Here is a 26578-nt window from a genome sequence, read left to right on the forward strand (position 1 = left end):
AAATCGCAAATTCAAATAAGCGATTTTATAGTTATAAATTTAGCCATAAAATTTTATGAAAACCAGCTTTTAATCTTATCCCAAATTCCCTTATCAGTAGCCATTTCGCCACTTTTGATACTAAAACTATTTTGAAGTTTTTTCAAAAGCTCTATTTGCTCATCGTTTAGCTTTTTAGGCGCTTGAATTGAAATTTGAACGATTAAATCGCCTAATTGCTTGGTTCTAGCGTTTCTAACTCCTTCTTTAGCGATAATAAATTGCTGTTTATCCTTAGCTCCTACTGGTAAATCCAAAGTCGCCTCTCCTCTAAGCGTCGGTATTTTGATACTATCACCTAAAATAGCTTGAGTGAAAAATACTGGAATCTCCACATATACATCATCTCCATTTCTATGGAAATGCTCATCATCTTTAACAGCTATACGGACATATAAATCTCCGGTTAAATTTTCATATCTATTTCCCTTTTGGCTAACCCTAATTCTAGTACCATTATCCACCCCTTCAGGGATATTGATTTTAACGCTATCGCTTATTTCATTATAGCCACTAGCATTACACTCAGGGCATCTGTCTTTGATAGTTTGGCCTGTGCCTGAGCATTCTGGGCAAGTTTGGACAAATTGCATAAAGCCTTGTTGAATTCCTATCTTACCATTTCCGCCGCATTTGCTACAAGTCTGCTTTTTGCCATCTTTTGAGCCTGTTGCGTTACAGCTTTTACATGGAATTTTATACTTATATTTTATCTCTTTTTCACAACCAAAAACCGCTTCATTAAACTCTAACCCAATACCAACTTCTATATCTAAAGCATATTTATACTGATTTTTAGATCTACTTTTAGTACCAAATCCGCCGCCAAAAAATGAGCTAAATATATCACCCAAATCATCAAAATCAAATCCACCGCCAAAGCCACCACCGGCCATGCCTTTTAGCCCATCTTTGCCATATCTATCATATATTTCTCTTTTTTCAGCGTTGCTTAAAACCTCATAAGCTTCATTAATCTGTTTGAATTTCTCCTCAGTCTCTTTATCGCCTTGATTTCTATCTGGATGGTATCTTAGCGCTTGTTTTCTATAGGCTTTTTTAATCGTATCGCTATCAGCATCCCTTGAAATCTCTAATATCTCATAATAATCAAATTCCAAAATATCTTCCTTGTTTATAATTTTAACTGGCGATTTTATCCAAAAGTTACTAAATTTATACATAAAAAGCAAATTTATTATTAATTTTTGGTATAATAGTGCCAAATTTTATACTAGGAGCCAAATATGATAAATGTATTAATGATAGAAGATGATCCGGAATTTGCTCAAATTTTATCTGAATATTTAATAAAATTTAATATCAAAGTTACAAATTACGAAGATCCATATTTAGGCCTTAGTGCCGGTATCAAAAATTATGATCTTTTGATATTGGATTTGACGCTGCCAGGTATGGATGGGTTAGAGGTTTGTAAAGAGATTAGAGAAAAATATGATATCCCTATCATCATTAGTTCAGCTAGAAGCGATGTAAATGATAGAGTTGTTGGCCTTCAAATTGGCGCTGATGACTACTTGCCAAAGCCATATGACCCAAAAGAGATGCACGCTAGAATTACAAGCTTAATCCGCCGTTATAAAAAGAGCAATGAAACCCAAGAAGAGGTCACAGATACGCTATTTAAAGTAGATGATAAAAGGCATGAGATATCATATAATGGAGCGCCACTTACGCTAACACCAGCCGAATATGAAATTTTAGAATACCTAATCAAACAACATAGCTTTTCAGTATCAAGAGAGCAGTTAGTATATCATTGCAAAAGCCTAAAAGATAAAGATTCTAAAAGCTTAGATGTTATAATCGGTCGCTTAAGAACCAAAATCGGTGATAACTCTAAATCTCCTAAGCATATCTTTTCAGTACGTGGCATAGGGTATAAATTAGTCGGATGAGATACTCTCTAACTACCAAAATCACGATAATTTTCGCTATTGGATTTATCGTGATTTGTACTCTATTTTTTATGTTTTTTAAACTCCAGCATGAACGAATTCTAGAAAAAATCAGCGAAAATCATTACAATTCAATTAGCTGGTTGCTCTCACTATATCAAAAATCTAACATGCCAGAAGACTGGGAGAGATATTTTAAAAATTTTGATCTAGCTTATGTTAAAAATGCAAATTTGCAAAAGGCAATTTTTGACCACGGCACACTAGTTAGTAGAAGCGATACATTAATTGGCATAGTTGATACCATTAGCTACAAAAATAATCTTTATCTACGCATTAAAAATCAAAGCGTAACTATAATTTTAGAATCTACTTTACATAGTGGAAATGATAGCATATTAGCAAGTTTCATAATTGTTATGGCGCTATTTATCTCGCTTTATGTATCGATTTTTAGAAGTCTTGTACCATTAAAAAAACTACGTAGTGATATACGTAAATTTGCAGCTGGTAATATGGATGGAGTTTGCGTAGTCAATTTTTCTAAAGGTAACGATGAGATAAGCGAGGTTGCATATGAATTTAATAACGCAGCATGCAAAATTAAAGATCTCATTATGTCTAGACAATTATTTTTACGCACCATTATGCATGAGTTAAAAACACCAATTGGCAAAGGTAGAATCGTTAGTGAAATGATCGAAGACGACACTCAAAAAGAGCGCTTAATAGCAATTTTTGAGCGACTCAATATCCTAATAAATGAATTTGCTAAAATAGAACAACTTTTAAGTAAAAGCTATAGCTTAGATTATGCTAAATATCGTTTTAGCCTCATATTAGATCAAGCTAAAGATATGATGCTCTTAGATGATTTTAATAGTAATGTTAAAGTTAATTTAAATTCCGATCCGCTTTTAAAAGTAGATTTTCAACTATTCTCTCTTGCTATTAAAAACTTAATAGACAATGCATTAAAATATTCTGATGATAAAAAAGTGCTTATAACATGCGACAATAAGACTATTTCTATAAAAAATCATGGTAAGCCATTAGATCGCTCTATTGAACATTATAAACAAGCCTTTATAAGAGATAATAGCTCAAAAGCTAGTGGAATGGGGCTTGGACTATATATCATAGAACACATATGCTCTATGCATAAATTTAGCTTAGATTATAATTATGCTGATGGATATCATGAATTTTTGATTAAATTTGGAAAATTAGATAATGAAAAAGCTTGAGCAGTTTGATAGACTTGTAGAAGCCTTTGGTAAAATTCCTGGTGTAGGTAAAAAATCAGCGATAAAATACGCTTATTATGTAGCATTACAAGATCCATTTTTTGGGCTAAATTTAGCCCATACAATAGAAAATTCCATTCAGAATCTAAAACATTGTATAATCTGTAGCGGTATTAGCCAAAATGAAATTTGTGATATCTGCAGCGATATCAATCGAAATAGTTCCATAATATGCGTAGTTGAGAGTCCTAAAGATATTCTAACTATAGAAGATTCAAATTCATTTGACGGATTATATTTTGTCTTTAATGATATAAATAGTGTAGAAAATTTAAAAGATATGATTAGTAAATTTAACTCAAAAGAGTTAATTTTTGCTTTTAGCCCAAGTATAAATAGTGATGGTATTATGCTTTATATCGAAGATCAATTAAAGGAATTAGGAATTAGCTTTACAAAAATCGCTCAAGGTATCCCAACTGGAGTAAGTCTAGAAAATGTCGATATGCTCTCATTAACTAAAGCAATAAAAGATAGAAAAGAACTTTAAAGCTCAAACACTCCACGCATTAACTGTGTAATCTTATCTTGATTAAATTTATTATCAAAAAATATATTAAATGCCAAAACCGCTTGATAAAGCAACATATCCCTACCATCTTTGTTTTGTACATTCAACTCATTAGCAAGGCGTAAAAATTGAGTATTTTTATTATAAATAACATCAAAGGCAAATTTTGAATTAGAAAAAATATCACTTAGCAAATGTTTATCACATGGCAATTCATCACCACAAAGCCCTGCTGAAGTGGTATTTACTACCAAATCGTAACTACTTGGAGTAAAATTTGTATGAGTATGGAATTTATAGTTATTAAACTGTTCGCTTTTATCGCTTCGGTTTAAAATCTCAACGTCCACTCCGCTAAGATCTAAAATATATGCAAGTGCTTTAGCAGTTCCACCAGCACCTAATATTAGCGCCTTATTAATTTTGCCAAATTCAGCAATTGCCATCATAAATCCAGGTGCATCGGTATTATAACCTTTAATCTTATCACCTATGCGAACTAATGTATTAATCGAGCCAATCTCCTTTGCGATACTATCAAGCTCATCGCAAAGGTTGATTACTGACTCTTTAAATGGAACGGTGATATTTGCCCCTTGAAGGTTATATTTTTTAAATTTATCAATTATATCACCACCTTGCTCTAGTAAAATCCTACCATATATTCCATTTATACCTAATCCGCAAAGCGCACTATTATGAAGCCTTGGCGAGATAGAATGCGATACAGGATTACCAAAAAGAGCAAAATATTTCATTATTATTTAACCCTATAAACAAAGGCGCCACTTGAGACATCTTGGCGTATTTTTTGAATATTTGATTCAATGTTAGAACCAAATGGACCAATTAGAATTTTTACTACTTTGTTACCATTTACAACAACTTCATGAGTTGTGTATTTATAGCCATTAGCTGTAATTCTTTTAATCAAAGCACTATTTCTATCGAGTTTAGATACAGATGCAACTTGAATATATGTTCCCTTAGCTAGGCCGTTTGTAGTAGCTGGCTCTTTTTTAGGTTCTACCTTTTTAACTGGTTCAGATTTTTTAACAGGTTCTTTTTTAGGTTCTACCTTTTTAACTGGTTCTACCTTTTTAGCTGGCTCTTTTTTAGGTTCTACATTTTTAACTGGTTCTTTTTTGTTATCTTTAACAGCTGGAGCAGTTGCACCAAATGGCTCTTCAACTTTTGGAGGTAGCACTGGCACAATCATACTAGGTGTAGTATCCATAGCAGCTTGAGCATTTTTATACTCATTTACTATATTTTCAAAACTCTCTTTAGAATTTGAATTATCACTAACAATTGGCACTTGTTCAAAAAGGTCATTTGAGCCACTATTATCTGATGTATTAGCAGGCAACTCAGCAGGTAGTAACAGACTATCAGATATATCGTTACCCTTTTTAGTCTCATTTGAATTTAAAAACTTCACAACAATCAATACTACAACAAAAATGATAACTAGCAACGCCACACCAATTAAAATTTTGCGTATACCACCAGACTTTTCCTCTTCGTTTTTATCTAGCAAGATATCTTGTAAATTATTATTTTCTTCCATAATTTATCCTTTACATATGTTTTGACCAGCTAGCACCACGCTCTTTTTGATAGAGCTCATATGGCAAGGCTAGAATATTATACTCTAATGGCATATCCATAGTAGGAAACATTCTCCACTCTTGAGGTAACTTTTGTGATAGCATCACTGATAGTTTATTAGCTATTTGACACCCTTCCATAAAGGTTGTATGACCTTTATGGACGTATAGATGTAAATGACCAGGGGTTTTGGTCTCATAAGCTGTGAAATTTATAAACCCTTCTTCTCTTAGTAGTAGCTGAGCCCTATGCCAAAAGCGTTCAGGCATTCTGCCATTATAGTCAAAAACAATATTTTCAACCTTATTTAACCTATTGATCAAAGAGTGTGCTACAATTATTTTACGCTCGGCATGTTCTCTTTGTATTGCTAGGCTAAGCGGTTCATCTACTCTTTCAAATTTATCAAAAAAATACCTACCCTTATGCTCAATCTTTTTTACAGTTAGATCACGCTTGATATAGTAGTGATCTGTAATCATCTTAATAAGCGATAAATCCATACGCTGCATTAGAATGTCGCTTTATTATAGATGATAAATTGATGAGCTAAATCTTTCAATTCGGCTGCGATTTTGCGTTGTTTATCAAGATTATTTATATCATCTAATACATCAGCAATGCGATTTGCAATTAACTCAAATTCAGCCTCTTTCATACCTCTAGCAGTAAGCGCTGGGCTACCTACTCTAATACCGCTTGTTATAAATGGACTTCTAATTTCGCCTGGGACTGTATTTTTATTTACCGTAATTCCTGCATTACCTAAAGCTATATCTGCATCTTTACCGCTAAAATCTTTATTTAAGAAACTAACAAGTACAAGGTGATTATCAGTACCACCACTTACTAGATCATATCCACGGCTAATTAAAACTTCACCAAGTTTTTTAGCATTTGCTTTGACTTGTTTGGCATATACTTTCCACTCATCGCTTAAATTATGCTTAAAGCCTACAGCCTTACCGGCTATAACATGCATTAATGGCCCACCTTGAATTCCTGGGAATATAGAGCTATTGATCTTTTTAGCAAATTCCTCATCGTTTGTCATGATGATACCGCCTCTTGGGCCTCTTAGAGTTTTATGTGTTGTGGAGCTTACTACATGGCAATGTGGAAATGGATGAGCATGCTCGCCAGCTACAACTAACCCCGCTATGTGCGCCACATCAGCAAATAAATACGCACCTACGCTATCAGCAATCTCTCTAAATCGCTTAAAATCTATCTCTCTAGTATAGGCACTCGCACCGCAAACTATCATCTTTGGTTTAACAATATTTGCAATATCAGCTACCTTATCATAGTTGATTCTACCATCTAGCTCAACACCATAAAAAAAACTCTCATAATACTTACCAGAGCTTGAAACCTTAGCACCGTGAGTTAAGTGACCACCATGGCTTAAATCCATACCTAAAATCTTATCACCTGGCTTTAAAAATGCTCCATAAACACCTTGATTTGCTTGGCTACCGCTATTTGGCTGAACATTAGCAAATTCACAACCAAAGAGTTTTTTACATCTATCAATTGCAATCTGCTCAATTTCATCTACAAATTCACAACCACCATAATATCTCTTACCAGGATACCCTTCGGCATATTTATTAGTCAAAATAGAACCCATAACTTCCATAACTTCAGGATATGTAAAATTCTCACTAGCAATCATCTCCAAATGATCGCACTGACGCTCAAGCTCTTTATTTAAAAGAGCGTAAATCTCTTTATCATAACTTTCTAAATTCATATTTACTCCTTAATTTTTTGGTTTCATCGCTGGAAATAATATAACATCGCGAATTGATTTTTTATTTAATAGTAGCATTACCAACCTATCAACACCAAGACCCCAACCAACAGTTGGTGCCATACCATATCCAAGAGCCCTACAATAATCCTCATCCATCTCATGAGCTTCATCATTGCCAGCATCTTTGCTCTGTATTTGAGCCTTAAATCTCTCATATTGATCAACTGGATCATTAAGCTCATTAAATGCATTTGCTAATTCTCGACCAGCGATAAATAGCTCAAATCTCTCTGCGATTTCAGGATTTTCATCACTTCTTCTTGAAAGTGGTGAAATTGAAATAGGGAAATCTGTTATAAATGTAGGATTAATTAGCTTACTTTCAACATAATTATCAAAAAGTTCAGCTTGTAAATGACCAAGATCTAACTTATCATTTGCTTCAAATTTATCCTCTTTTAATTTAGCCAATATCTTCTCTTTATCGCTTATAATTTCTCTATCTAACCCACCAATTTCTACAAGTGCATCAAGATATTTGATCCTTTTAAATGGCTTAGAAAAATCGATATTTTGACCATCAAATTCGATTATTTTATCCAAATTTAATTTATCAAGTAGTGTCGCAAATAACTCTTCAGTCAGATCCATAACCTCAAAATAATCATGCCAAGCCCAATAAAACTCAATACTAGTAAATTCAGGATTGTGAGTTAAATCCATCCCTTCATTTCTAAAGCAACGATTCATCTCAAATACTGCTTCCATACCACCTACGATAAGCCTTTTGAGATAAAGCTCTGGGGCAATTTTAAGATATCTATCTACGCCTAATGCATTATGATGAGTGATAAATGGCTTGGCATTAGCCCCGCCTGCTATTGGATGCATCATAGGAGTCTCAACTTCTAAAAATCCACGCTCTTCAAAAAACCTTCTGATAGTGCTAATGATGATTGAACGCTTAAGAAAATCATCTCTAACATCTCTATTCATAATCATATCTAGGTATCTTTGGCGATATCTTGTCTCTATATCAGTTAATCCATGAAATTTCTCAGGTAATGGAGATATGGCCTTAGTAGCAAGAGTGATATGGCTTGCATGTAGGCTAAATTCACCTGTTTGAGTTATAAAAGCATAGCCTTTAACAAGGATTATATCACCAACTTCAAGATTTTTTTTGAATTTAGTATAATCCTCCTCGCCTATACTAGCTAATGAGTAATAAATTTGGATATTATCGCTCTCATCTTCTATATTGGCAAATGTTGATTTCCCAGCTACTCTTTTTAGTTTTATTCTACCAGATATAACTACCTCTTCTTGGGCTTTTCTCTCACCTTCAGGAAGTTCTTTTATATATCCAAATTTGCTCTTAAACTCAGAAATATTCATCTCTCTTTTTAAGAAATGCGGATAAGGGCTAACTCCCATTTGTCGTAGCTCATCAGCCTTAGCTAGACGAGTTAATTCTAATTCAGTATCAAAAATCAATTAAATTCCTTTTATCTTTTGTTTATTGCATTCACTACAAACACCATATAGTTGCATAATATGGCCAGTAAGCTTAAAGCCATGCTCTTTAGCAATTGCTAGCTGGCGCTTTTCTATAATCTGGTCTTCAAACTCAACTATCACACCACACTGCCTACAGATCATATGGTCGTGATGAGGCTTATTGGCTAGTTCAAATTTCTTACCCTGCACACCAAAACTAATTGATGTTACCATACCTGATTCTTCAAGTAAATTTAGACTTCTATAAACTGTAGCAATACCGACATTTAGTCCTGGATGGCGTTCTTTGATATACAAATATAACTGCTCTGGGGTAAAATGCTCACTATTATTATATAATGTTTGTAAAAGTACTTCACGCTGTTTGGTATATTTTAAACCATTATCTCGTAATACCCTCTTAAATCTCTCTAGCAACGCATCATATTCAATATTTTCTATCATTGCTCCACCTTAGTTAAATTTTCTTCTACTCCCTCAGCACTATCTAAAAGCTCAGGAACGACAATCTGACCACTCTCTACACTCTCTTTAACTTTACTAACATCCATTGCCATAATAAATTGACCAGCGCTTAATAATATTGGATAAACCTTACTGCCTTCAAAAAATGGAGATATTTTCTGATTTAATACTGAAATTTTTGATACAATCGCAGCTAAAATGGCAAGAACTAAAAATATCTTTGCTGCTCCAACAAAAAATCCCAATAATCTATCCACAAATCCCAATCCGCTCATTTTTAACATCTTTGATAGTAGATTACCAAGCATCAAACATACAAACCAAAATACTAATAAAGCAAGTAAAAATCCAAAGAAAAATTCTGCCGAATCACTGAGTTGATATATATAAAGACTTATTAAATCTCCAACTAAATTTGCATTTCTACTAGCGATAATCACACCACCAATAATACCTATAAGGCCAAAAACTTCCTTAATAAGGCCATTTATAATACCCTTAATTCCTAAAATAATCACTACAGCGATAATAATAATATCAAACCAAGTAATAAAATCCATCAATTTTTCTCCATTAATTTAAATTTGTCGCATTAAATTGCATCGCAATATCTTTTGTTATTATATTTTCATTTAGTGCTTTTTGTATCTCGTTTGCCATAATTCTCATACCACTTTGTGAGCTACCAAGTTGCATTTGAGAGAGGATTTGATGAATTTTCCCCTCTCTTATTAAATTTGAAATTGCGATATTGTTTAGCATAATCTCAAAAAGCGCAACCCTACCTCCACCAATTTTTGGAAGTAAATTTTGAGAAATTACAGCTATTAATGATGAGGCTAAAGAACTTTTGATATATGCTTGATCACTTGTAGCAAAACTATCTATTATTCTATTTATAGAGCTTACAGCTGAGTTTGTATGTAGTGTTGCAAAGACCAAATGCCCTGTTTGAGCCGCTTCAATAGTCATTGCCATAGTCTCTTTATCACGCATCTCTCCAACTAAAATCACATCTGGATCCTCTCTAAGAGCATATTTTAACGCTCGTGAAAATGAGCTTGTATCGCTTCCAACATTTCTATGCGAAAATAGTGAGTTTTTGCTAGTATGAATAAATTCTACTGGATCTTCAATAGTAATGATGTGTTTATTTTGACTGTGATTTATCTCATTTAAAATTGCTGCTAGCGTAGTACTTTTGCCACTTCCTGTAGCTCCAGTTATTAGAATTAGTCCCTTTTGTTTCTTAGCTAAATCAAATAATATATCGGGTGCGCAAATATCATCGAGTGTTGGTATCTCTAGCGGTATAGTACGAAATGCAGCCGAAAGCTCACCATTCATAGTATAATAATAATTTACTCTAAATCTACTATTGCCAAGATCAATAGAAAAATCAAGCTCTTTAAATTTTTTTAATTCAGCTTTTTGCTCTTCATCTATAAGTGGTAGGCAAATTTCTTCTATATCATTTGGTGTTAGAACTACATTTCCTGTAGAAACTAGCTCTCCATCAATTCTAATCTTTGGCATACTTCTAGCTACTAGGTGTAAATCACTAGCTTTCTTATCTATTACCAAATCAAGCAAAGATCTTATAGCCATATTCTACTCGATAATTTTTGGAACTTCAAAACTTTTGCCCTGTTTTTGTGGAGCATTTTGTAAAATTATATCTATTACATCACTCTTGCGTGGTTCATCATCTCTAAGTGGAGTTCCACCGCTTACGGTACTTACTGCAGCTTCTATGCCATCTAAATTTAACTCATTTAAAACATCAACAAAATCGACAATCTTGCTAAGTTGACCCTTAAACTCTTCACGCTTATCATCCGGAATCTTTAGTGCGCTTAATTTCTCTAATTTTTCAAGCATTTTATCATCAATTTGCACAGTTTCACCCCAAATTTAAAATTTTTGAGCGATTATATCATAAGTTTTCTTAGATAGAAATTATCAATATTAGGAACTTTTTAATAATTACCTTTTTATTTGTTAGATTTAAGATAATTTATGATAAAATTAGCAAATTTTTTATTTTTAAAGGATATTACTTTGGCAGTTAAAGAGAATATTGACTATATTAAAAATGAGATTAGCTCTCAAGAACAACTATTAGAAAGCGCTATAAAAAGTGAGAGATTTTTTAAACGCAATAAAAAGAGCTTTATCGCTGCAGGAATTGTTATAGTTATTGCACTTGTTGGTTATAGCATATCAAATGCTTTACAAGAAGCTAGTAAAGCAGAAGTTAATAAAGCCTATAATACCTTAATAAATCACCCAGACGATAGTAATGCAAAACAAATTTTAATATCTAAAAACCCATCTTTATATGCTCTTTTTGTAATTAAAACAGCTGATTTAAGCTCAACTACAATTATAGATGAGGCGATCAATTTAGAGATCGATCCGCTTTTAAAAGAAATTTTAATAAATTTAAAAGGCCAAGAATCGGCTAAAATTTTATCAAATTATAATGCTTTAATCGATGGTTATGAACTATTAAAAGATGGCAAAACCGATGCTGCAAAGGCTGAATTTGCAAAAATTCCTCTTAATTCACCACTTCAACAAATTACTAAAAATTTAGAGCATTATCAAGGAAAATAGTATGAATTACAAAGCTTATATTCTATCATCTTTAATACTTTTTATGCTTGTTGGTTGTTATACTAAAAGAGAGTATTATAAACCTGAGAGTGTATCTAGTAATATAGAATTTACTGGCTCATTAAGCTCAACCATTCAACAAACTAGCAAATATGGTGCTGTATTAAAAAATGGTAGTGTGCTACTAAAAAGTGGAAAGATTATAGAGCTAAATTTGCTTAAAGATGATAACTTTTTAGGAGAGTATCAAGATAAGCTTTTAGTTGCTAATATTGATGGCTCATTTAAAGTCTTAGTTGATAGTGATGAGTATTACACAAATAAATTTAACACTCGCATAGTCTCAGCCTCTATAAATGATAATCATCTAGCTGCTCTAAGTGCTGATAATACTATATACCTTATTGATATGATTAGTGATACAATTCTTTTGGAGTATAATATCGGTATAACCTATGCAATCGATGCAAAGATGGCAAATCCAATATTTCTAAACTCAATTATAGTATATCCAACACTTGATGGTAAAATTATGATTGTTGATAGAGCTAATGGAAGAATTTTACGTGATGCAGTTGTTAGTAGTGAGCCGTTTTTTAATAATATTATATTTCTTGATTTGCTAGGCGATAAAATGTTTGCAGCGAGCGCTACAAAATTTATGGCAATTGACCCTAATGGTGTTAAATATTATGATGGCCAAATAAAAGATGTTTTAATTTACTCTGGTAAAATTTATATTTTCTTAAAAGATGGAGTGGTAGAGATTTTGGATTTGGAGCTAAATAAAATTGGCAGTCAAAACTTTAAATTTGCCATATTTGCAGGTGCAATTCCACAAGATGATAAGCTATATATCTTTGAAAAAACCGGATATATGTTTATAACGGATCTAAATTTACAAAATACTCAAGTAATTGAGCTAGACTCAGAAATTAGCAAAAAAAGCTTCACAGGTGCGGACGCTTTCTACTATGATAATGAGATATTAAAATTAAAATAATGGATAATAGAATTTGTAATATTTTTAACCAGCGTAAAATTTTACTTAAAAATTTACGCACTCTTGATATTAAAGAATTTAGTAAAAAGCGTAATTATCAGCTATTTTTAGGAATAGATAAAAGCGGATTTTATAATCTTATCTTTTTTAGGGATTCAAAAAGTAGATTTGTGAGTAAAGAACTTGAGGAGCTAAGAGAAATTAGCGAACTTGTTAAGAGGAAATTTGATACAAACATAGTTAAATTTGGACTTTTTTACAGCTCGCCGATCTGTTCAAAGGTTCTAAAATCAAATTCAGATTGGAAATTTTATGATTTTATGTGATATTGGAAATACAAATGCCTCATTTTTTGATGGTAGAAGAGTTTGGAATTTAACCATTGATGAATTTATGGCTTATGAGCCAACAGAAAAAATTTACTACATTAATGTAAATGATAAAGCTGAACAAAAACTTTTAAACCATTTATTTATCGATATTTCATCATATATTAAGTTAAATAGCACATATATTGGTTTAGGCATTGATAGGGCTGCTGTATGCTATGCTATAAATAATGGCCTAATTGTAGATGCTGGAAGCGCTATAACTCTTGATTTAATGGCAAATGGTTGTCATATTGGTGGTTTTATAATTCCTGGGATATCTACAACACTTAAAAGTTTGCAAAATATCTCACCACGACTAAATTTGCCACTAAATACAAATATAGATCTAGATTGCCTACCACAACGCACACAAGATGCTATCAGCTATGGAATAATCAAACCAATTGTAAGTTTAATTAGCGATTTTTCAAGCCAAAAAACGATATATTTTACTGGCGGAGATGGGGAGTTTTTGTCTAAGTTTTTCTCTCAAGCTATCTATGATAGAATGCTAATATTTCGTGGTATGCAAAGAGCGATAAATGAAAATAAGGAGATTTTATGCTAAGTGTAGCATTACCAAAGGGTAGAATTGCTGAGCAGACTTTAGAAATTTTTAGCAAAATTTTTGGAAGTGAGTTTAAATTTGAAGATAGAAAACTCATTATGACAAAGGGTGAATTTAAATTTCTAATGGTACGAAATCAAGATATCCCAACTTATATCACCGAAGGTGCTGCAGATATCGGTGTAGTCGGACTTGATGTATTAGAAGAGCATAGATGCGATGTGCTTAGATTGCTTGATCTTGGACTTGGGCGATGCAAGGTTTGCATTGGTATTAAAGAAAACCAAAGACTAGACTATAGCAAACCAGAGCTAAAAATTGCTACAAAAATGCCAAATATTACCAAAAATTATTTTGACCAAAAAGCGATTGCAGTTAAGATTATTAAACTTTATGGTTCTATTGAGCTAGCTCCACTTGTTGGACTTAGCGATGCTATTGTGGATATTGTTGAAACTGGCACTACAATGAGACAAAATGGCCTAAAAGTAGCCGAAGAAATAATGACTAGTAGCGCTCATTTGATTGCTAATAAAAATAGTTTTATAACTAAACGTGATGAAATTTTATCACTTTATCATCAGATAAATAGTATAATCCAAAACTAAATTTAAGGCAAAATATGAGTCCATATATTTTTATTCCACTATCTACGCTGATTTTTTTGGGAATAAATTTATATACTTATAAACGTCTTAAACAAAACTTGATATTGGTCAAATTTAAATGGAGTTTACGAGTAGTTTTTGGGTTAATATTTTTATTTGAAGTAGCCTATTTTATATCTATTAAAAGCTCTCCACTACCATCGCTAATCTATCAAATTTCTATCATCTGTATTGGCGTGAGCTTTATGCTTTTTTGTACCATTTTACCATTTCATATTGCACTACTTTTTATTAGTAAACTTAGTAAAAATTCTCAAAAAATTGCCAAATTTATAATAGATATCTGTGTAATTTTTGGCTTTTTTATGTATATTATAGTAGGTGCTTATAATGCTAATTTTAACACTATTATTACTACCAAAGAAATAAAGATTAAAAATCTTAAAACTCCGCTAAATTTAGCCATAATTACTGATGTGCATATCGGACAATTTTATCAAAAAGATTTTATGGCCAGCCTTGTTGATAGGATAAATTTACTCCGTCCAGATGCTTTACTAATCGTAGGCGATTTGGTTGATTTAAAAAGCGATGAGTTAAAAGACTTTCTTGAACCACTCAAAGGTGTTCAGAGCAAATTTGGTACTTTTATGGTTGTTGGAAATCACGAATATTATCATGGCCTTAGTGGGTTATTGAATAAATTTAAAGAGCTTGGAATTAAGGTTTTAGAAAATGAAAATCTTAATATTGGTGGAGTAAATTTAGCTGGTGTTTATGATATTACAGGCTTTAAAATGGGTGAGTTTGTTCCTGATTTTGTCAATGTATTTAATGGCATTAATCCAAATTTACCTACAATTTTGCTTACTCATCAGCCTCGTTCACTCAAATATTTAAAACGTGATGTAGATCTAGTTATTTGCGGACATACGCATGGTGGGCAGATTTTTCCATTTTCGTTCCTAGTATGGCTAAATCAAAAATATGTCTATGGATTATATAATATCAATAATAATATGCAATTATATGTTAGTAGTGGTGCTGGGCTTTGGGGGCCACCTTTTAGAGTTGGATCAAATAGCGAAATAGTATATTTAAAGCTTTTAGGAGATTAATATGGATTATAATAAATTTTCAAACTACTTTGGTCTGATAGCGCACTATAAATTCCCAAAATTACTTCAAAATGCTATAAATAACTGGTATGTTAAAAAATTTCAAATAGATATGAGTGAGTTTAATCCAATTGGTAGCTATGATAGCTTAAACGCCCTATTTACAAGAGAGTTAAACTCACCAAGAACGCTTGGCGATGGATTTGTTTCACCAAGTGATGGATTGTGCTTTGAGTGCCAAAAAGGTGATAATCTAAAAGCTTATAGCATCAAATCCAAAAGCTATAGCGTAGATGAGTTGCTAGGCAAATCTCTTGAAAAAGGCGAGTTAGATGGTGAGTTTGACTATCTAAATATCTATCTATCACCACGAGATTACCATCACTATCACGCACCTTGCGATATGGAAATTATAAGTCTAAACTACACCCCTGGAACGCTTTTTAGCGTAGCTAGAAGCGCCCTTTTAAAGCATGATAATCTATACGCTAGAAATGAAAGAGTTGTATTAAAAGCAAGATTAGCTAATGATAAATTAATCTGGATGGTATTTGTAGGCGCTTTAAATGTAGGAAAGATGAAATTTGATTTTGAACCAAGAGTTAGCACCAATTCAAATTTATCTCCCGCTTTTTATAATTACAATAATTTAAGCTTAAAAAAAGGCGAACATATAGGCAATTTTGAGCTAGGCTCAACCATTGTTATAATCAGTCAAAATGGTGCTATAAACTACCAAATAAAAAGAGATATGACTCTAAAACAAGCCCAAAGCATAGCCCAAATAATAGGCTAAATCAACTGCTAGATTTTAGCTTAGCTGCTAGGGTTTGTAAATTTTTTATCCTATTTTCATGACTTGGGTGAGTGCTTAAAAACTCCAATCCACCATCACCTGAATGCTCTTGCATCTTCATCCATAATGACGCTGCACCATCTGGATTAAATCCCGCCATATACGCAAGCTCTAGCCCTATTTCATCGCTCTCATTTTCATGCGAACGACTAAAAGGCAGAGATATCCCCACATTAGCAGCCAAATTCGCAACTCCTAAAATAGTATTATCCACCCCAAAAACCGAAGCTACATTGATTAATCCACTCTTTATCATCTCTTGGCTTTGTTGCTCTCTTACATGCTCTCTTAAGGCGTGAGCAATCTCGTGAGCTAGGATAAATGCTATCTCATCATCATTTAAATTCAACTTCTCTATAATCCCTGTATATACAGCTATCTTGCCACCAGCCATACACCAAGCATTGATAGTATCACTCGTAATTACATTTACCTCCCAATCCCACTTTGTGCTATCTTGTCTAAAATATGAAGTTTTAGCAATTAATCTATTTGAGATATTTTTAACCCTATTTGTAAGATTTGGGTCTTTATTTAGAGTATTTGACTCCCTTGCTTTTTGTATCACCTCGCCATAAGCTTTAGCAGATGCTTCATTTATCTCATCGCTAGATATCAGCATTAGCTGCGTTCTATCAACTTCTGAGCGACCTACATTTGTGGTATTTTGCATACAACCAACAAAAAATATAAGAGCAAATATCAATATAAATTTTTTCATATTTTTCCTTAAAATTTATTTTGGTGATTCTATCCAATTTTATCTAGTAAAATCCTAAATTTGCTAGAATTTAAGATTTATTTGGCTATAATCACGCATTTTATAGAAATTCAAAAGGTTAAAAATGAATAAATGGAATAAAGATAGTTGGAGAGATTATAATATTTTACAACAACCGGTGTATCCCGATACTAGCAAGCTTAGAGAGTGTGAAGATAAGCTGAGCAAACTCCCACCACTTGTATTTGCAGGTGAAGTTAGAAATCTCAAAAATGAGCTAGCTAAGGTCACTCAAGGCCATGGCTTTTTACTTCAAGGTGGAGATTGCGCTGAGAGCTTTGCTAACTTTAATGCGGTAAATATCCGTGATATGTTTAAGATTATATTACAAATGGCGATTGTCCTTACCTTCGCTGGTGGCTGTCCTGTAGTCAAGGTCGGTCGTGTAGCAGGTCAATTTGCCAAACCTAGAAGTAGCGATTATGAAGAGATAAATGGGGTTAAGCTCCCTAGCTATAGAGGCGATATCATAAATGGATTTGAATTTAATGAATCAGCTAGAGTCCCAGATCCTAAAAGAATGATAGATGCCTACTATCAAAGCGCATCTACGCTAAATCTTCTAAGGGCATTTTCAAGAGGTGGATTGGCTAATTTACACGAAGTTCATAGATGGAATTTAGGATTTGTAAAGCGAAGTGAATTAGATGAAAAATTCGAAAAACTAGCTTCCGAGCTTACAAATGCTCTTAAATTTATGGAGGCTTGTGGGGTTACAACCTCTAATACCCCAACACTAAGCGAAACCAAATTATACACTTCTCACGAAGCACTTTTACTTCCATACGAAGAGGCTCTTACAAGGGTTGATAGTTTAAGCGGAGATTGGTATGACTGCTCTGCTCACATGCTTTGGATAGGTGAGAGAACCAGAGGAGTCGATGATGCTCATGTCCATTTCTTAAGCGGAGTTAAAAATCCAATCGGATGTAAAATCGGCCCAAATGCCACAGCCGATGATGTGATAAAATTAGCCAACAAACTAAACCCAAATAACGAAAATGGCCGCCTAAATATCATCATCAGAATGGGAGCTGATAAGATAGAGAGTCGCTTGCCAAATATCTTAAAAGATATTAAATCCGAAGGGCTAAATATCTTATGGAGTATTGATCCTATGCATGGCAACACGGTAAAAGCGTCAAATGGATATAAGACTCGTGAATTTGATAATGTTTTAAGAGAGGTTAAGAGCTTCTTTGATATCCATCACGCTTGTGGCACCATACCTGGTGGCGTCCATTTAGAGATGACAGGTCAAGATGTTACAGAGTGTACTGGTGGTGCATTTAAGGTGACTCAAGAGGCTCTTGCTAGTCGCTATGAGACTCAATGCGACCCAAGACTAAATGCCGATCAAGCCTTAGAGCTTGCCTTCTTAATCGCAGATGAAGTGAAAAAATCTCGCTCATAAGCTATGGCCTTTGCCATAGCTTTTATTGATATAATTTAAATTCCAAATAACTATATAAGCATATTTTTGGTATAATCCATCACTATTTTTACACAAGGTGATATATTATGGATTATCTACAAATCAAAAGATCAACAAATTTAAAAGGCAAAATCACAATTAGTGGCGCCAAAAATGCCGCTTTGCCGATAATCGCTATGACAATTTTAGCCAAAAATAGAGTAACAATCCAAAATACACCTCAAGTTGCTGATATAAAAACATTGATAAAACTACTACAAAATTTAGGCGCTAAAGCTGAATTTAAAAACTCAACCCTACAAATAGATACCGCAGATATAAACTCCACAAAAGCGACATACGATATTGTCCGCACTATGCGTGCTTCAATTTTAGTCCTAGGGCCGCTACTTGCTAGATTTGGTCATTGTGAAGTCTCGCTTCCTGGAGGGTGCGCTATTGGGGCTAGACCGATTGATCTTCATCTAAGCGCTTTAGATAAAATGGGTGCTAAAATTGAGATAAAAGATGGCTATGTGATAGCCGATGCCAAAGATGGATTAAATGGAGCTAATATTGTTTTTGATAAAATCACAGTTACAGGCACTGAAAATATCATAATGGCTGCGGCCCTAGCAAATGGAGTTACTAAGATATTTAACGCAGCCAAAGAGCCCGAAGTCGTCCAACTATGTGAAATTTTAAACCAAAATGGCGTCAAAATAGAAGGCATTGCAACAAGTGAGCTAACAATACATGGAACAAATAGAAATCTTATAAATTTAGATGAAATCACAGTAATACCTGATAGAATAGAAGCTGGAACCTACATGTGCGCTGTGGCGATTGCTGGTGGGGATGTTACAATAGAAAATATAAATCCCGATCACCTAGTGGCGATCACTTCCAAGCTTTGTGATATGGGAGTTGAGTGTAAGCTTAGCCAAAATTCAATAAGAGTAATTAGCGATGGCAATTTAAAACCATGTAATATTATCACAACCGAATTCCCCGGCTTCCCTACCGATATGCAAGCGCAGTTTATGGCTCTAGCATCTATCGCTGATGGTGTATCTAGCATTGATGAGAGACTTTTTGAAAATCGTTTTATGCATGCTAGTGAGTTATCTCGCATGGGCGCTGATATAAAACTAAATGGCCATATAGCCACCATAACCGGAGGCAGTTTAAATGGCGCTGATGTGATGGCGACTGATTTAAGAGCTAGCTCAGCACTCATCATAGCAGCCTTAAGAGCAAAAGGAACTACAAGAATTCACCGAATTTACCACCTAGATAGAGGTTATGAGAATTTAGAATCCAAACTCACAGCAATCGGAGCTGATATAAAAAGATTAAGAGAGTAAGATATGAGAGTTGATGAGATATTTGAATTTGCTAGAAATTTAAAGTCACTAAATAGTAGCGAAATTTTACCGCTTAATTTAGCCGTTGGGCGAGTGCTCTTTGAGGATATTATCGCTACTAAGTCCTTACCGGCTTTTGATAACTCTGCTCTAGATGGATATGCCTTTGCTTATGCTGATATCGCAAATCCACTTAAGATAAAAGGCATTATCTTAGCTGGAGATAAAAATAGCTATGAAATTAACAAAAATGAGTGTTACAAAATTATGACCGGAGCAGCATTCCCTAAAGGCTCTGATAGTGTCGTAATGATAGAAAATGAGTCTTTTGATGAAAATGGAAATTTAATAGTCCCACAAGATACTCCTAAAAATAACGCTAGAAAAATAAAAGGCGAAGAGATAAAATCTGGCGAACTTTTATTAGCCAAGGGTGCTATGCTAACGCCGGCTAATATAATGCTATTAGCCGCTCAAGGAGTTAGCTATATTAAGGTGCTTAGAGAGCCTAGAATCGCTATTTTTAGCAGTGGAGATGAGATAAATGAACCGTGGGGAGAGTGCGATGAATTATCCATATATAATGCAAATGCCTTTGGGATTATATCAGCATTAAGTCAAAATGGATTTAAAAGTGAATATAAAGGGATTTTAAAAGATGAATTTTCATCTATAAAAGAAGCTATTAATAACTCTTTAGATTATGATATCATCATCACAAGCGGTGGCGCTAGCAAAGGAGAGGCTGACTATATGAGTGAAGTATTAAATTCGCTCGATTTCAATCCACTATTTAGCTCAATTGATGCACGCCCAGCTAAACCAACAAAATGCTATAAAAAAGATAATAAACTTATCTTTGTATTACCTGGCAATCCAATGTCGTGTTTATTAGCAACATATATCGCCGTTATACCATATATCAAGAGAGTAGCTGGATGGAGTAACTATATGCTAGAGTCGCAAATTGCCAAATTCAAAGGCAACTTAAAACTCAAAGCTAGTAGAGCAAATATAGTAATAGGCCAAGCAAATAATGGCGAATTTAGGGCTACAAATAATAATATTTATAGCCCTTCCATGATAAAACCAATATCTTTATCAAATTTTATATATATCTCTGATATCGGTCAAAGTGAAATTTTCGATAATCAAGAGATAAAAATTTATAAAATCTCTTGACAAATAGGTAAAAATATGATAATATTCCGTCTCAATTTTACAAAATGCGGGAATAGCTCAGGGGTAGAGCACAACCTTGCCAAGGTTGGGGTCGCGAGTTCGAATCTCGTTTCCCGCTCCATTTTTTTACTTCTTATTTTTTCTATTCCTCTTTTTAGTAGCTCTTTAATTGATGAACTTCATAAGGCTATTTATGATGAATTTCCATCAGCTAAGATAAATTCTATTAATATAGATAATCACAATGAACTACCAGTAAATTTTAATGAGTTAAAATTAAAAAATATTATCTTGCTTGGCTTACGTGATGATAGTGGAACATTTAGAGCAGTCTATACTACACCAAATTCTACCAGTAAAAGTATATTTTATAAATTCAAAATCGATTTTAAGCTCCCAGTATTAGTTGCTACTAAAGACATTGGGCGAGATCATATACTAAATTTAAGTGATTATAAACAAAAATTTGTAAGTCTCAAGGATTATGATAAGCAAGCTATCATAAATCCATCCAATCACCAACTTATAACTAAAAGCAAAATCAAGCGTGGCAAAATTCTAACTAATCGCCAATTTAAAACCCTAAGCGATGTCAAAAAAGGTGATAAGATTACTGCTATTATAGAAGATGGATCTTTAAAAGTAGAAATATTAGTAACCGCACTCAATGACGGCAATATCGGACAAATAATCAGTGTTAAAAACCAAAATAATCAAACCCTAAAAGCCCAAGTAGTAGGCAAAAACCAAGTCATCATAAAATAGAGGTAAAAATGAAATCATGCATATATCCAGGAACCTTTGATCCTATCACTAATGGTCATCTAGATGTTATTAGACGAGCTTGTAATGTCTTTGATAGAGTTATTGTAGCAGTAGCACTAAATGAGTCTAAAAAGCCGTATTTTAACTACGATCAACGAATCGAACTTGCCCGCTTAGCGACTAAGGAACTATCTAGTGTTGAGGTTACAGGATTTAATAATCTCTTAATCGATTTTGCTAAATCACAAAATATTAATACTGTTGTGCGAGGTCTAAGAGCTGTGAGTGATTTTGAATATGAATTACAAATTGGTTATGCAAATGCTTCGTTGTGGAGCGAATTTGAGACGATTTATTTTATGCCAAGTCTTAAAAATGCCTTTATTTCTAGTTCTATTGTCCGCTCAGTTTTACGCCACGATGGTGATATTAGTTCACTTGTCCCATCTAAAGTATATAAAAAAATAAAGGAAGAATATGCTAATTAATTTTGAAGGTGTCGATGGAGCTGGTAAATCTACTCAAATAAATCTGCTAAAAGAGATTTACAAAGATGCTATAATAACTAAAGAGCCAGGTGGCACAGAGCTTGGATTGATGATTAGAAATTATTTAATGAGTAGTGCGAGTAAAATATCACAAAAAGCAGAAATTTTTCTATTTTTAGCAGATCGTGCCGAGCATTATGAAAAAGTTTTAAAACCCAATTATGGAAATTTGATTTTAAGCGATAGAAGCTTTGTATCTGGTCTTGCATATGCTATGGCAAATGATGATAATCTAGATATAAAAACCTTAATTGAACTAAATAAATTTGCGCTTTGTTCGGATTTTGGAGATAAATTTGTATTTTTAAAAGCAAATGAGAATTTAATCCGTCAAAGGCTTTTTAGTAGAGGTCAAAATGATGATATTGAAAGTCGTGGAATTGAGTATTTAATGAGAGTTCAAGAATTTATGAGTATAATACTCACCGATTTAAAATTTGAAGTCTTAGAGATCGATGCCTCACTAAGCCCAGAAATTATACATAATAAAATAAGGAAATTTATATGATTAATGCTCTTCGTGGTATGAAAGACCTACTTGAAAACGATGGAAAACTATATAAATTTATAATTGATACCTGTGAAGCTGTGGTTAAAAACTATGGCTATGAGTTTTGCGAAACACCAAAACTAGAAGAGACCGCACTATTTAAGCGAAGTGTTGGCCAAAGTAGCGATATAGTCGGTAAAGAGATGTATCAATTCACAGATAAAAGTGGCAATGATGTCTGTCTTCGCCCTGAAGGAACTGCTGGAGTTGTAAGAGCATTTATAGAGAATAAATTTGATAGAGCTGGTGGAGTTAAAAGATATTTTTATCACGGTAGTATGTTTAGATATGAGCGTCCTCAGCGTGGACGTCTAAGAGAATTTCATCAATTTGGCGTAGAGTGTTTTGGGGAATCAAGTGTATATGAGGATGCATCTGTAATTTTAATGTTAAATGAGATTTTCAATAGGCTTAAAATTAAAACCACACTAAAAATCAACTCACTAGGCGATAGTCAATGTATGCCAGCATATAAAGAAAAATTAGTTAAATTTGTTGAAAATAATAAAGAAAATTTATGTGATGATTGCTTAAGAAGACTTGATACTAACCCTATTAGGATACTTGATTGCAAAAGCCAGAGTTGTCAAAATATCTTAAAAGATGCTCCGCTTATTACTCAAAATTTAAATCAAATTTGTAACGATGATTTTAATAAACTTCAAGAGATTTTAAAAGCAAATGGAGTTGAATTTCAAATCGATCCAAAACTCGTACGTGGACTTGATTACTACTGCAAAACTGCCTTTGAGTTTATTAGCGATGATATTGGCTCACAAAGCGCAGTCGCAGGTGGCGGTAGATATGATAAACTCTGTGAATATCTAGATGGCAAACCTACTCCAGCAGTTGGCTGGGCTATGGGTATTGAGAGAGTTATGGAGATTTTAAAGCAAAAAGAGTCGCAAAATATCCGTCAAGGTATCTATATCTGTGCTTTAAATCCAAATTTAATTGATGAAATTTACAAAATCGCTCAAACTCTAAGAAAAAGATATATAACCGAAATTTCATATGAAGCCAAAAGCCCAAATAAGCATCTAAATATAGCTGATAAAAAGGGATTTGAGATATTTTTATGTCTTGGTGATGATGAGTTTAGCCAAGGTCAAATTTGGTACAAAAATCTACAAAAAAAAGATGAAAAACGAATATCTATAGCAAATTTGGAGGGTGAAATATGACACACGACTATGGACTAAGCCTGTGGGGAGATTCAAATTTTATCACTGATAGTGGCAAAGTCTGCTTAAATAGCGACTTAAAACCAGCACTTATTGATATCGTAAAAGATATTAGAAACGATGGTTATCGTGGACCACTTTTACTAAGATTTCCACACCTTATTAAAAAACAAATTGTACAGGTATACTCTAGCTTTGAAAGAGCTAAAAAAGAATTTGGCTATAGCGGAAGCTTTAATGCTGTCTATCCACTTAAGGTAAATCAATATCCAGGATTTGTAGAAAATCTAGTTAAAATTGGAGAAAGCTATGGATATGGATTAGAGGCTGGCTCAAAGGCTGAGTTACTACTAGCTATGGCCTATAATAACTATGGAGCACCAATTACCGTAAATGGATTTAAAGATAACGAGCTAATTGATATTGGCTTTATCGCTGCTGAGATGGGACATAATATCACTCTTACAATAGAGGGATTAAATGAGCTAAAATCGATAATCTCTACTGCCAAAGAGAGATTTAAACCAAAGCCAAATATCGGTCTTAGAATCAGGCTTCATAGCAGTGGTACAGGCGTTTGGGCTAAAAGTGGTGGGATAAATTCCAAATTTGGCTTAACATCAACAGAACTAATTGAAGCAGTAAATTTACTAAAAGAAAATAACCTAATTGAGCAATTTACTATGATTCATTTTCATATTGGAAGTCAAATAAATGAAATTCATCCGCTCAAAAAAGCTCTTATAGAAGCAGGAAATATATACGCCGAACTTCGCAAAATGGGCGCAAAATCTCTAAAAGCTATAAATTTAGGCGGCGGTTTGGCTATTGAGTATTCACAATTTAAAGATAATCCAAGCAGGAATTACACACTTAAAGAGTATGCAAATGATGTTGTGTTTTTACTAAAAAGCATTGCTAATCAAAAAAATGAGATTGAACCTGATATATTTATAGAAAGCGGTAGATATATAGCTGCATCTCATGCTGTATTAGTAGCTCCTGTACTTGAGCTATTTAGTCAAGAATATACAGAAGAAAAACTAATATTAAAAGAGAACAATCCTCCACTAATTAGTGAATTATATGATCTATATAGAAGTATAAAGCCAAGTAATGCTATAGAGTATCTCCATGATGCAATTGATCATATGGAGAGTGTTCTTACTCTATTTGATTTAGGCTATGTAGATCTCCAAGATAGATCAAATAGCGAAATTTTAGTCCATTTAATTATGAAAAAAGCGATCTCACTTTTAGGAAATAAACAAAATTATGCAGAGCTTTTAAAAATTCAAGAAGAGGTGCAAGAGAGATATTTGGTTAATTTTTCAATGTTTCAAAGCTTGCCTGATTTTTGGGGGCTTGGACAAAACTTCCCTGTAATGCCGCTTGATAGATTAGATGAACGCCCTACCCTATCAGCATCTATTTGGGATATTACTTGTGATAGCGATGGCGAAATTAGCTTTGATGCGACTAAAAATCCGCTATTCTTGCATGATGTTGATTTAGAAAAAGAGGATTATTTTTTAGGATTTTTCCTTGTTGGTGCATATCAAGAGGTTCTTGGAATGAAACACAATCTCTTTACCCACCCTACTGAAGCTACAATAATCATCAATGAAGAGGGCAATTATGAGATAAAAAATATCTTAGAATCACAATCTGTCATGGATATATTAGAGGATTTAGACTATGATATACATGCTATTAGAGATACTTTAAATGAACGAATAGAAAATTCAACACTAGTAGATGAAAAACAAAAAAAGCATATTCTAGGCGAACTATATCTATTCTTAAACGATAATGGATATCTAAAAACCATAGGCTAATGATGGGTATTTTTCAAATTATTAAAGAGGATTTATCTCAGCCTAAAGTACAAGATCCAGCATATCGTAGCTGCATAGATCTTATCTTTAATTATCCTGGAGTATGGGCAGTAGCCAATCATAGAATTATCCATATTTTATGGAATAAAAAGTGGCATAAATTAGCCAGAATACTTGCTGGAATTAGTAATTTTTTAACCAGAGTTGATCTACACCCAGCAGCAGTTATTGGAAGAAGAGTATTTATTGATCATGCTACTGGAATAGTAATTGGTGAGACAACTATAGTTGGCGATGATTGCTTGATTTATCAAGGAGTCACCTTAGGTGGGGTAAGTTTAGATAAAGGCAAACGCCATCCTACATTAGAAAATGGCGTAGTTGTCGGTGCTGGAGCTAAAATTTTAGGCAATATCACCATAGGAACTGGCTCTAAAATAGGCGCAAATTCAGTAGTAGTCAAAGATGTACCACCACACTCTACGGCTGTAGGAATTCCGGCTAAATGCATTAGCAGTGATAATCGTCCATTTGAACACAATAAGCTACCAGATATCACAAAAGAATTGCTAATCTATCTAATAGATCGCATAGAAAATCTTGGATGCCAAGGAAGTGATAAAATAGTATTAGACAAAAAATATCAAGAGTATATTAAATCAATAAAGGAGTAA

30 protein-coding genes and 1 tRNA gene are annotated in these 26578 nt (G+C 33.5%); 20 read left to right on the forward strand and 11 right to left on the reverse strand.

Annotation, left to right across the window (positions count from 1 at the left end; genetic code table 11):
• Positions 1-53: 53 nt before the first annotated feature.
• Entirely contained in the window at positions 54-1160 is a 1107-nt protein-coding gene (dnaJ, locus tag CIGNP103_RS01195) for a molecular chaperone DnaJ (RefSeq protein ID WP_086241243.1), read from the reverse strand.
• Positions 1161-1286: 126 nt separating this feature from the next.
• Between dnaJ and CIGNP103_RS01200 the strand changes: the two genes are divergently transcribed.
• From CIGNP103_RS01200 to recR, 3 genes are read left to right on the forward strand one after another with little or no spacing between them, the layout of a single operon-like run.
• The gene (locus CIGNP103_RS01200; RefSeq protein ID WP_086224376.1) at positions 1287-1958 is read left to right on the forward strand and encodes a response regulator transcription factor; all 672 of its coding nucleotides are present in this window, start codon (positions 1287-1289) and stop codon (positions 1956-1958) included.
• Positions 1955-3205: an ArsS family sensor histidine kinase gene (locus CIGNP103_RS01205; RefSeq protein ID WP_086229081.1), complete on the forward strand. Its 1251-nt coding sequence runs from the start codon at positions 1955-1957 to the stop codon at positions 3203-3205. Before CIGNP103_RS01200 ends, CIGNP103_RS01205 begins: the two co-directional genes overlap by 4 nt.
• Positions 3189-3755: a recombination mediator RecR gene (gene recR, locus CIGNP103_RS01210; RefSeq protein ID WP_236845585.1), complete on the forward strand. Its 567-nt coding sequence runs from the start codon at positions 3189-3191 to the stop codon at positions 3753-3755. Before CIGNP103_RS01205 ends, recR begins: the two co-directional genes overlap by 17 nt.
• Here recR and CIGNP103_RS01215 read toward each other — a convergent pair.
• Genes CIGNP103_RS01215 through gatC form a run of 9 tightly spaced genes read right to left on the reverse strand, consistent with a single transcriptional unit; the run spans position 3752 to position 11031 of the window.
• Positions 3752-4534, reverse strand: a complete 783-nt coding sequence (locus CIGNP103_RS01215) for a shikimate dehydrogenase (protein WP_086241242.1) — start codon at positions 4532-4534, stop codon at positions 3752-3754. The genes recR and CIGNP103_RS01215 overlap by 4 nt on opposite strands.
• 2 nt (positions 4535-4536) lie before the next feature.
• Positions 4537-5346 carry an SPOR domain-containing protein gene (locus CIGNP103_RS01220; RefSeq protein ID WP_086252499.1) on the reverse strand — a complete coding sequence of 270 codons (810 nt, stop codon included), beginning with the start codon at positions 5344-5346 and terminating at the stop codon, positions 4537-4539.
• Positions 5347-5356: 10 nt separating this feature from the next.
• Positions 5357-5899, reverse strand: coding sequence for a DUF1882 domain-containing protein (locus tag CIGNP103_RS01225; protein ID WP_086224370.1), 543 nt, complete (start codon positions 5897-5899; stop codon positions 5357-5359).
• The gene (locus tag CIGNP103_RS01230) at positions 5899-7143 is read right to left on the reverse strand and encodes a serine hydroxymethyltransferase (RefSeq protein ID WP_086252500.1); all 1245 of its coding nucleotides are present in this window, start codon (positions 7141-7143) and stop codon (positions 5899-5901) included. The genes CIGNP103_RS01225 and CIGNP103_RS01230 overlap by 1 nt, the downstream gene beginning before the upstream one ends.
• Before the next feature lie 9 nt (positions 7144-7152).
• Complete coding sequence (lysS, locus tag CIGNP103_RS01235; protein WP_236847356.1) at positions 7153-8640, reverse strand: lysine--tRNA ligase; 1488 nt, start codon at positions 8638-8640, stop codon at positions 7153-7155.
• A gap of 3 nt (positions 8641-8643) precedes the next feature.
• A complete protein-coding gene (locus CIGNP103_RS01240; protein WP_086224366.1) occupies positions 8644-9111 on the reverse strand; it encodes a Fur family transcriptional regulator in 468 nt (155 codons plus the stop codon).
• Positions 9108-9692, reverse strand: a complete 585-nt coding sequence (locus CIGNP103_RS01245) for a CvpA family protein (protein WP_086224364.1) — start codon at positions 9690-9692, stop codon at positions 9108-9110. The genes CIGNP103_RS01240 and CIGNP103_RS01245 overlap by 4 nt, the downstream gene beginning before the upstream one ends.
• A 13-nt stretch (positions 9693-9705) precedes the next feature.
• The gene (locus CIGNP103_RS01250; RefSeq protein WP_086232018.1) at positions 9706-10740 is read right to left on the reverse strand and encodes a type IV pilus twitching motility protein PilT; all 1035 of its coding nucleotides are present in this window, start codon (positions 10738-10740) and stop codon (positions 9706-9708) included.
• Positions 10741-10743: 3 nt separating this feature from the next.
• Positions 10744-11031, reverse strand: a complete 288-nt coding sequence (gene gatC, locus CIGNP103_RS08095; protein ID WP_086224361.1) for an Asp-tRNA(Asn)/Glu-tRNA(Gln) amidotransferase subunit GatC — start codon at positions 11029-11031, stop codon at positions 10744-10746.
• A 162-nt stretch (positions 11032-11193) separates the two neighbouring features.
• On the opposite strand from gatC, the gene CIGNP103_RS01255 reads away from it, so the two are divergent.
• Genes CIGNP103_RS01255 through CIGNP103_RS01285 form a run of 7 tightly spaced genes read left to right on the forward strand, consistent with a single transcriptional unit; the run spans position 11194 to position 16215 of the window.
• Complete coding sequence (locus CIGNP103_RS01255) at positions 11194-11751, forward strand: hypothetical protein (protein ID WP_086252535.1); 558 nt, start codon at positions 11194-11196, stop codon at positions 11749-11751.
• 1 nt (position 11752) lies between these two features.
• Positions 11753-12754 (forward strand): L-seryl-tRNA selenium transferase, encoded by a 1002-nt coding sequence (locus tag CIGNP103_RS01260; protein ID WP_086268440.1) that lies wholly within the window; start codon positions 11753-11755, stop codon positions 12752-12754.
• On the forward strand, positions 12754-13080 hold the full coding sequence (locus tag CIGNP103_RS01265) for a hypothetical protein (RefSeq protein ID WP_086224357.1): 327 nt from the start codon (positions 12754-12756) through the stop codon (positions 13078-13080). The genes CIGNP103_RS01260 and CIGNP103_RS01265 overlap by 1 nt, the downstream gene beginning before the upstream one ends.
• Entirely contained in the window at positions 13067-13693 is a 627-nt protein-coding gene (locus CIGNP103_RS01270) for a type III pantothenate kinase (protein WP_086229088.1), read from the forward strand. Before CIGNP103_RS01265 ends, CIGNP103_RS01270 begins: the two co-directional genes overlap by 14 nt.
• Entirely contained in the window at positions 13687-14301 is a 615-nt protein-coding gene (hisG, locus tag CIGNP103_RS01275) for an ATP phosphoribosyltransferase (protein WP_086233260.1), read from the forward strand. Before CIGNP103_RS01270 ends, hisG begins: the two co-directional genes overlap by 7 nt.
• Before the next feature lie 14 nt (positions 14302-14315).
• Positions 14316-15419 (forward strand): metallophosphoesterase, encoded by a 1104-nt coding sequence (locus CIGNP103_RS01280; protein ID WP_086238827.1) that lies wholly within the window; start codon positions 14316-14318, stop codon positions 15417-15419.
• A 1-nt stretch (position 15420) separates the two neighbouring features.
• Positions 15421-16215: a phosphatidylserine decarboxylase gene (locus tag CIGNP103_RS01285; RefSeq protein ID WP_086268441.1), complete on the forward strand. Its 795-nt coding sequence runs from the start codon at positions 15421-15423 to the stop codon at positions 16213-16215.
• Between the two features lies 1 nt (position 16216).
• Here the strand turns inward: CIGNP103_RS01285 and CIGNP103_RS01290 are convergent, their stop codons facing one another.
• Positions 16217-16996 carry a M48 family metallopeptidase gene (locus CIGNP103_RS01290; protein WP_086268442.1) on the reverse strand — a complete coding sequence of 260 codons (780 nt, stop codon included), beginning with the start codon at positions 16994-16996 and terminating at the stop codon, positions 16217-16219.
• A gap of 124 nt (positions 16997-17120) precedes the next feature.
• Here CIGNP103_RS01290 and CIGNP103_RS01295 point away from each other — a divergent pair, with 124 nt between their 5' ends.
• The 10 genes from CIGNP103_RS01295 (at position 17121) to cysE (ending at position 26578) form a co-directional block, all read left to right on the forward strand.
• The gene (locus CIGNP103_RS01295; RefSeq protein WP_086268443.1) at positions 17121-18470 is read left to right on the forward strand and encodes a class II 3-deoxy-7-phosphoheptulonate synthase; all 1350 of its coding nucleotides are present in this window, start codon (positions 17121-17123) and stop codon (positions 18468-18470) included.
• A 107-nt stretch (positions 18471-18577) separates the two neighbouring features.
• On the forward strand, positions 18578-19837 hold the full coding sequence (murA, locus tag CIGNP103_RS01300; RefSeq protein ID WP_086268444.1) for a UDP-N-acetylglucosamine 1-carboxyvinyltransferase: 1260 nt from the start codon (positions 18578-18580) through the stop codon (positions 19835-19837).
• Between the two features lie 3 nt (positions 19838-19840).
• Positions 19841-21019 carry a molybdopterin molybdotransferase MoeA gene (locus tag CIGNP103_RS01305; RefSeq protein ID WP_086241230.1) on the forward strand — a complete coding sequence of 393 codons (1179 nt, stop codon included), beginning with the start codon at positions 19841-19843 and terminating at the stop codon, positions 21017-21019.
• Between the two features lie 46 nt (positions 21020-21065).
• Positions 21066-21140: transfer RNA gene (locus CIGNP103_RS01310), tRNA-Gly, on the forward strand.
• Positions 21141-21310: 170 nt separating this feature from the next.
• The gene (flgA, locus tag CIGNP103_RS01315; RefSeq protein WP_179187357.1) at positions 21311-21784 is read left to right on the forward strand and encodes a flagellar basal body P-ring formation chaperone FlgA; all 474 of its coding nucleotides are present in this window, start codon (positions 21311-21313) and stop codon (positions 21782-21784) included.
• Between the two features lie 8 nt (positions 21785-21792).
• Entirely contained in the window at positions 21793-22272 is a 480-nt protein-coding gene (coaD, locus tag CIGNP103_RS01320) for a pantetheine-phosphate adenylyltransferase (protein ID WP_086224338.1), read from the forward strand.
• The gene (tmk, locus tag CIGNP103_RS01325) at positions 22262-22840 is read left to right on the forward strand and encodes a dTMP kinase (RefSeq protein ID WP_086234404.1); all 579 of its coding nucleotides are present in this window, start codon (positions 22262-22264) and stop codon (positions 22838-22840) included. Before coaD ends, tmk begins: the two co-directional genes overlap by 11 nt.
• Complete coding sequence (hisS, locus tag CIGNP103_RS01330) at positions 22837-24066, forward strand: histidine--tRNA ligase (RefSeq protein ID WP_086268445.1); 1230 nt, start codon at positions 22837-22839, stop codon at positions 24064-24066. Before tmk ends, hisS begins: the two co-directional genes overlap by 4 nt.
• Positions 24063-25904: a biosynthetic arginine decarboxylase gene (gene speA / locus CIGNP103_RS01335; RefSeq protein WP_086234402.1), complete on the forward strand. Its 1842-nt coding sequence runs from the start codon at positions 24063-24065 to the stop codon at positions 25902-25904. Before hisS ends, speA begins: the two co-directional genes overlap by 4 nt.
• A gap of 2 nt (positions 25905-25906) precedes the next feature.
• Positions 25907-26578 (forward strand): serine O-acetyltransferase, encoded by a 672-nt coding sequence (gene cysE, locus CIGNP103_RS01340; RefSeq protein ID WP_086227134.1) that lies wholly within the window; start codon positions 25907-25909, stop codon positions 26576-26578.

The sequence above is a fragment of the Campylobacter sp. P0103 genome, assembly GCF_002139545.1.
In the GTDB taxonomy this organism is placed as follows: Bacteria; Campylobacterota; Campylobacteria; order Campylobacterales; family Campylobacteraceae; genus Campylobacter; species Campylobacter devanensis.

What these genes read in the sequence shown, in the direction of transcription:
- CIGNP103_RS01270 (WP_086229088.1), top strand. Translation starts at nt 13,067, where the DNA reads ATGATTTTATGTGATATTGGAAATACAAATGCCTCATTTTTTGATGGT.
- CIGNP103_RS01285 (WP_086268441.1), top strand. Translation starts at nt 15,421, where the DNA reads ATGGATTATAATAAATTTTCAAACTACTTTGGTCTGATAGCGCACTAT.
- coaD (WP_086224338.1), top strand. Translation starts at nt 21,793, where the DNA reads ATGAAATCATGCATATATCCAGGAACCTTTGATCCTATCACTAATGGT.
- hisS (WP_086268445.1), top strand. Translation starts at nt 22,837, where the DNA reads ATGATTAATGCTCTTCGTGGTATGAAAGACCTACTTGAAAACGATGGA.
- CIGNP103_RS01215 (WP_086241242.1), bottom strand. Translation starts at nt 4,534, where the DNA reads ATGAAATATTTTGCTCTTTTTGGTAATCCTGTATCGCATTCTATCTCG.
- hisG (WP_086233260.1), top strand. Translation starts at nt 13,687, where the DNA reads ATGCTAAGTGTAGCATTACCAAAGGGTAGAATTGCTGAGCAGACTTTA.
- CIGNP103_RS01200 (WP_086224376.1), top strand. Translation starts at nt 1,287, where the DNA reads ATGATAAATGTATTAATGATAGAAGATGATCCGGAATTTGCTCAAATT.
- CIGNP103_RS01220 (WP_086252499.1), bottom strand. Translation starts at nt 5,346, where the DNA reads ATGGAAGAAAATAATAATTTACAAGATATCTTGCTAGATAAAAACGAA.
- CIGNP103_RS01240 (WP_086224366.1), bottom strand. Translation starts at nt 9,111, where the DNA reads ATGATAGAAAATATTGAATATGATGCGTTGCTAGAGAGATTTAAGAGG.
- CIGNP103_RS01290 (WP_086268442.1), bottom strand. Translation starts at nt 16,996, where the DNA reads ATGAAAAAATTTATATTGATATTTGCTCTTATATTTTTTGTTGGTTGT.
- CIGNP103_RS01225 (WP_086224370.1), bottom strand. Translation starts at nt 5,899, where the DNA reads ATGCAGCGTATGGATTTATCGCTTATTAAGATGATTACAGATCACTAC.
- CIGNP103_RS01265 (WP_086224357.1), top strand. Translation starts at nt 12,754, where the DNA reads ATGGATAATAGAATTTGTAATATTTTTAACCAGCGTAAAATTTTACTT.
- murA (WP_086268444.1), top strand. Translation starts at nt 18,578, where the DNA reads ATGGATTATCTACAAATCAAAAGATCAACAAATTTAAAAGGCAAAATC.
- tmk (WP_086234404.1), top strand. Translation starts at nt 22,262, where the DNA reads ATGCTAATTAATTTTGAAGGTGTCGATGGAGCTGGTAAATCTACTCAA.
- CIGNP103_RS01250 (WP_086232018.1), bottom strand. Translation starts at nt 10,740, where the DNA reads ATGGCTATAAGATCTTTGCTTGATTTGGTAATAGATAAGAAAGCTAGT.
- CIGNP103_RS01205 (WP_086229081.1), top strand. Translation starts at nt 1,955, where the DNA reads ATGAGATACTCTCTAACTACCAAAATCACGATAATTTTCGCTATTGGA.
- CIGNP103_RS01295 (WP_086268443.1), top strand. Translation starts at nt 17,121, where the DNA reads ATGAATAAATGGAATAAAGATAGTTGGAGAGATTATAATATTTTACAA.
- CIGNP103_RS01230 (WP_086252500.1), bottom strand. Translation starts at nt 7,143, where the DNA reads ATGAATTTAGAAAGTTATGATAAAGAGATTTACGCTCTTTTAAATAAA.
- cysE (WP_086227134.1), top strand. Translation starts at nt 25,907, where the DNA reads ATGGGTATTTTTCAAATTATTAAAGAGGATTTATCTCAGCCTAAAGTA.
- CIGNP103_RS01245 (WP_086224364.1), bottom strand. Translation starts at nt 9,692, where the DNA reads ATGGATTTTATTACTTGGTTTGATATTATTATTATCGCTGTAGTGATT.
- speA (WP_086234402.1), top strand. Translation starts at nt 24,063, where the DNA reads ATGACACACGACTATGGACTAAGCCTGTGGGGAGATTCAAATTTTATC.
- CIGNP103_RS01305 (WP_086241230.1), top strand. Translation starts at nt 19,841, where the DNA reads ATGAGAGTTGATGAGATATTTGAATTTGCTAGAAATTTAAAGTCACTA.
- CIGNP103_RS01280 (WP_086238827.1), top strand. Translation starts at nt 14,316, where the DNA reads ATGAGTCCATATATTTTTATTCCACTATCTACGCTGATTTTTTTGGGA.
- CIGNP103_RS01260 (WP_086268440.1), top strand. Translation starts at nt 11,753, where the DNA reads ATGAATTACAAAGCTTATATTCTATCATCTTTAATACTTTTTATGCTT.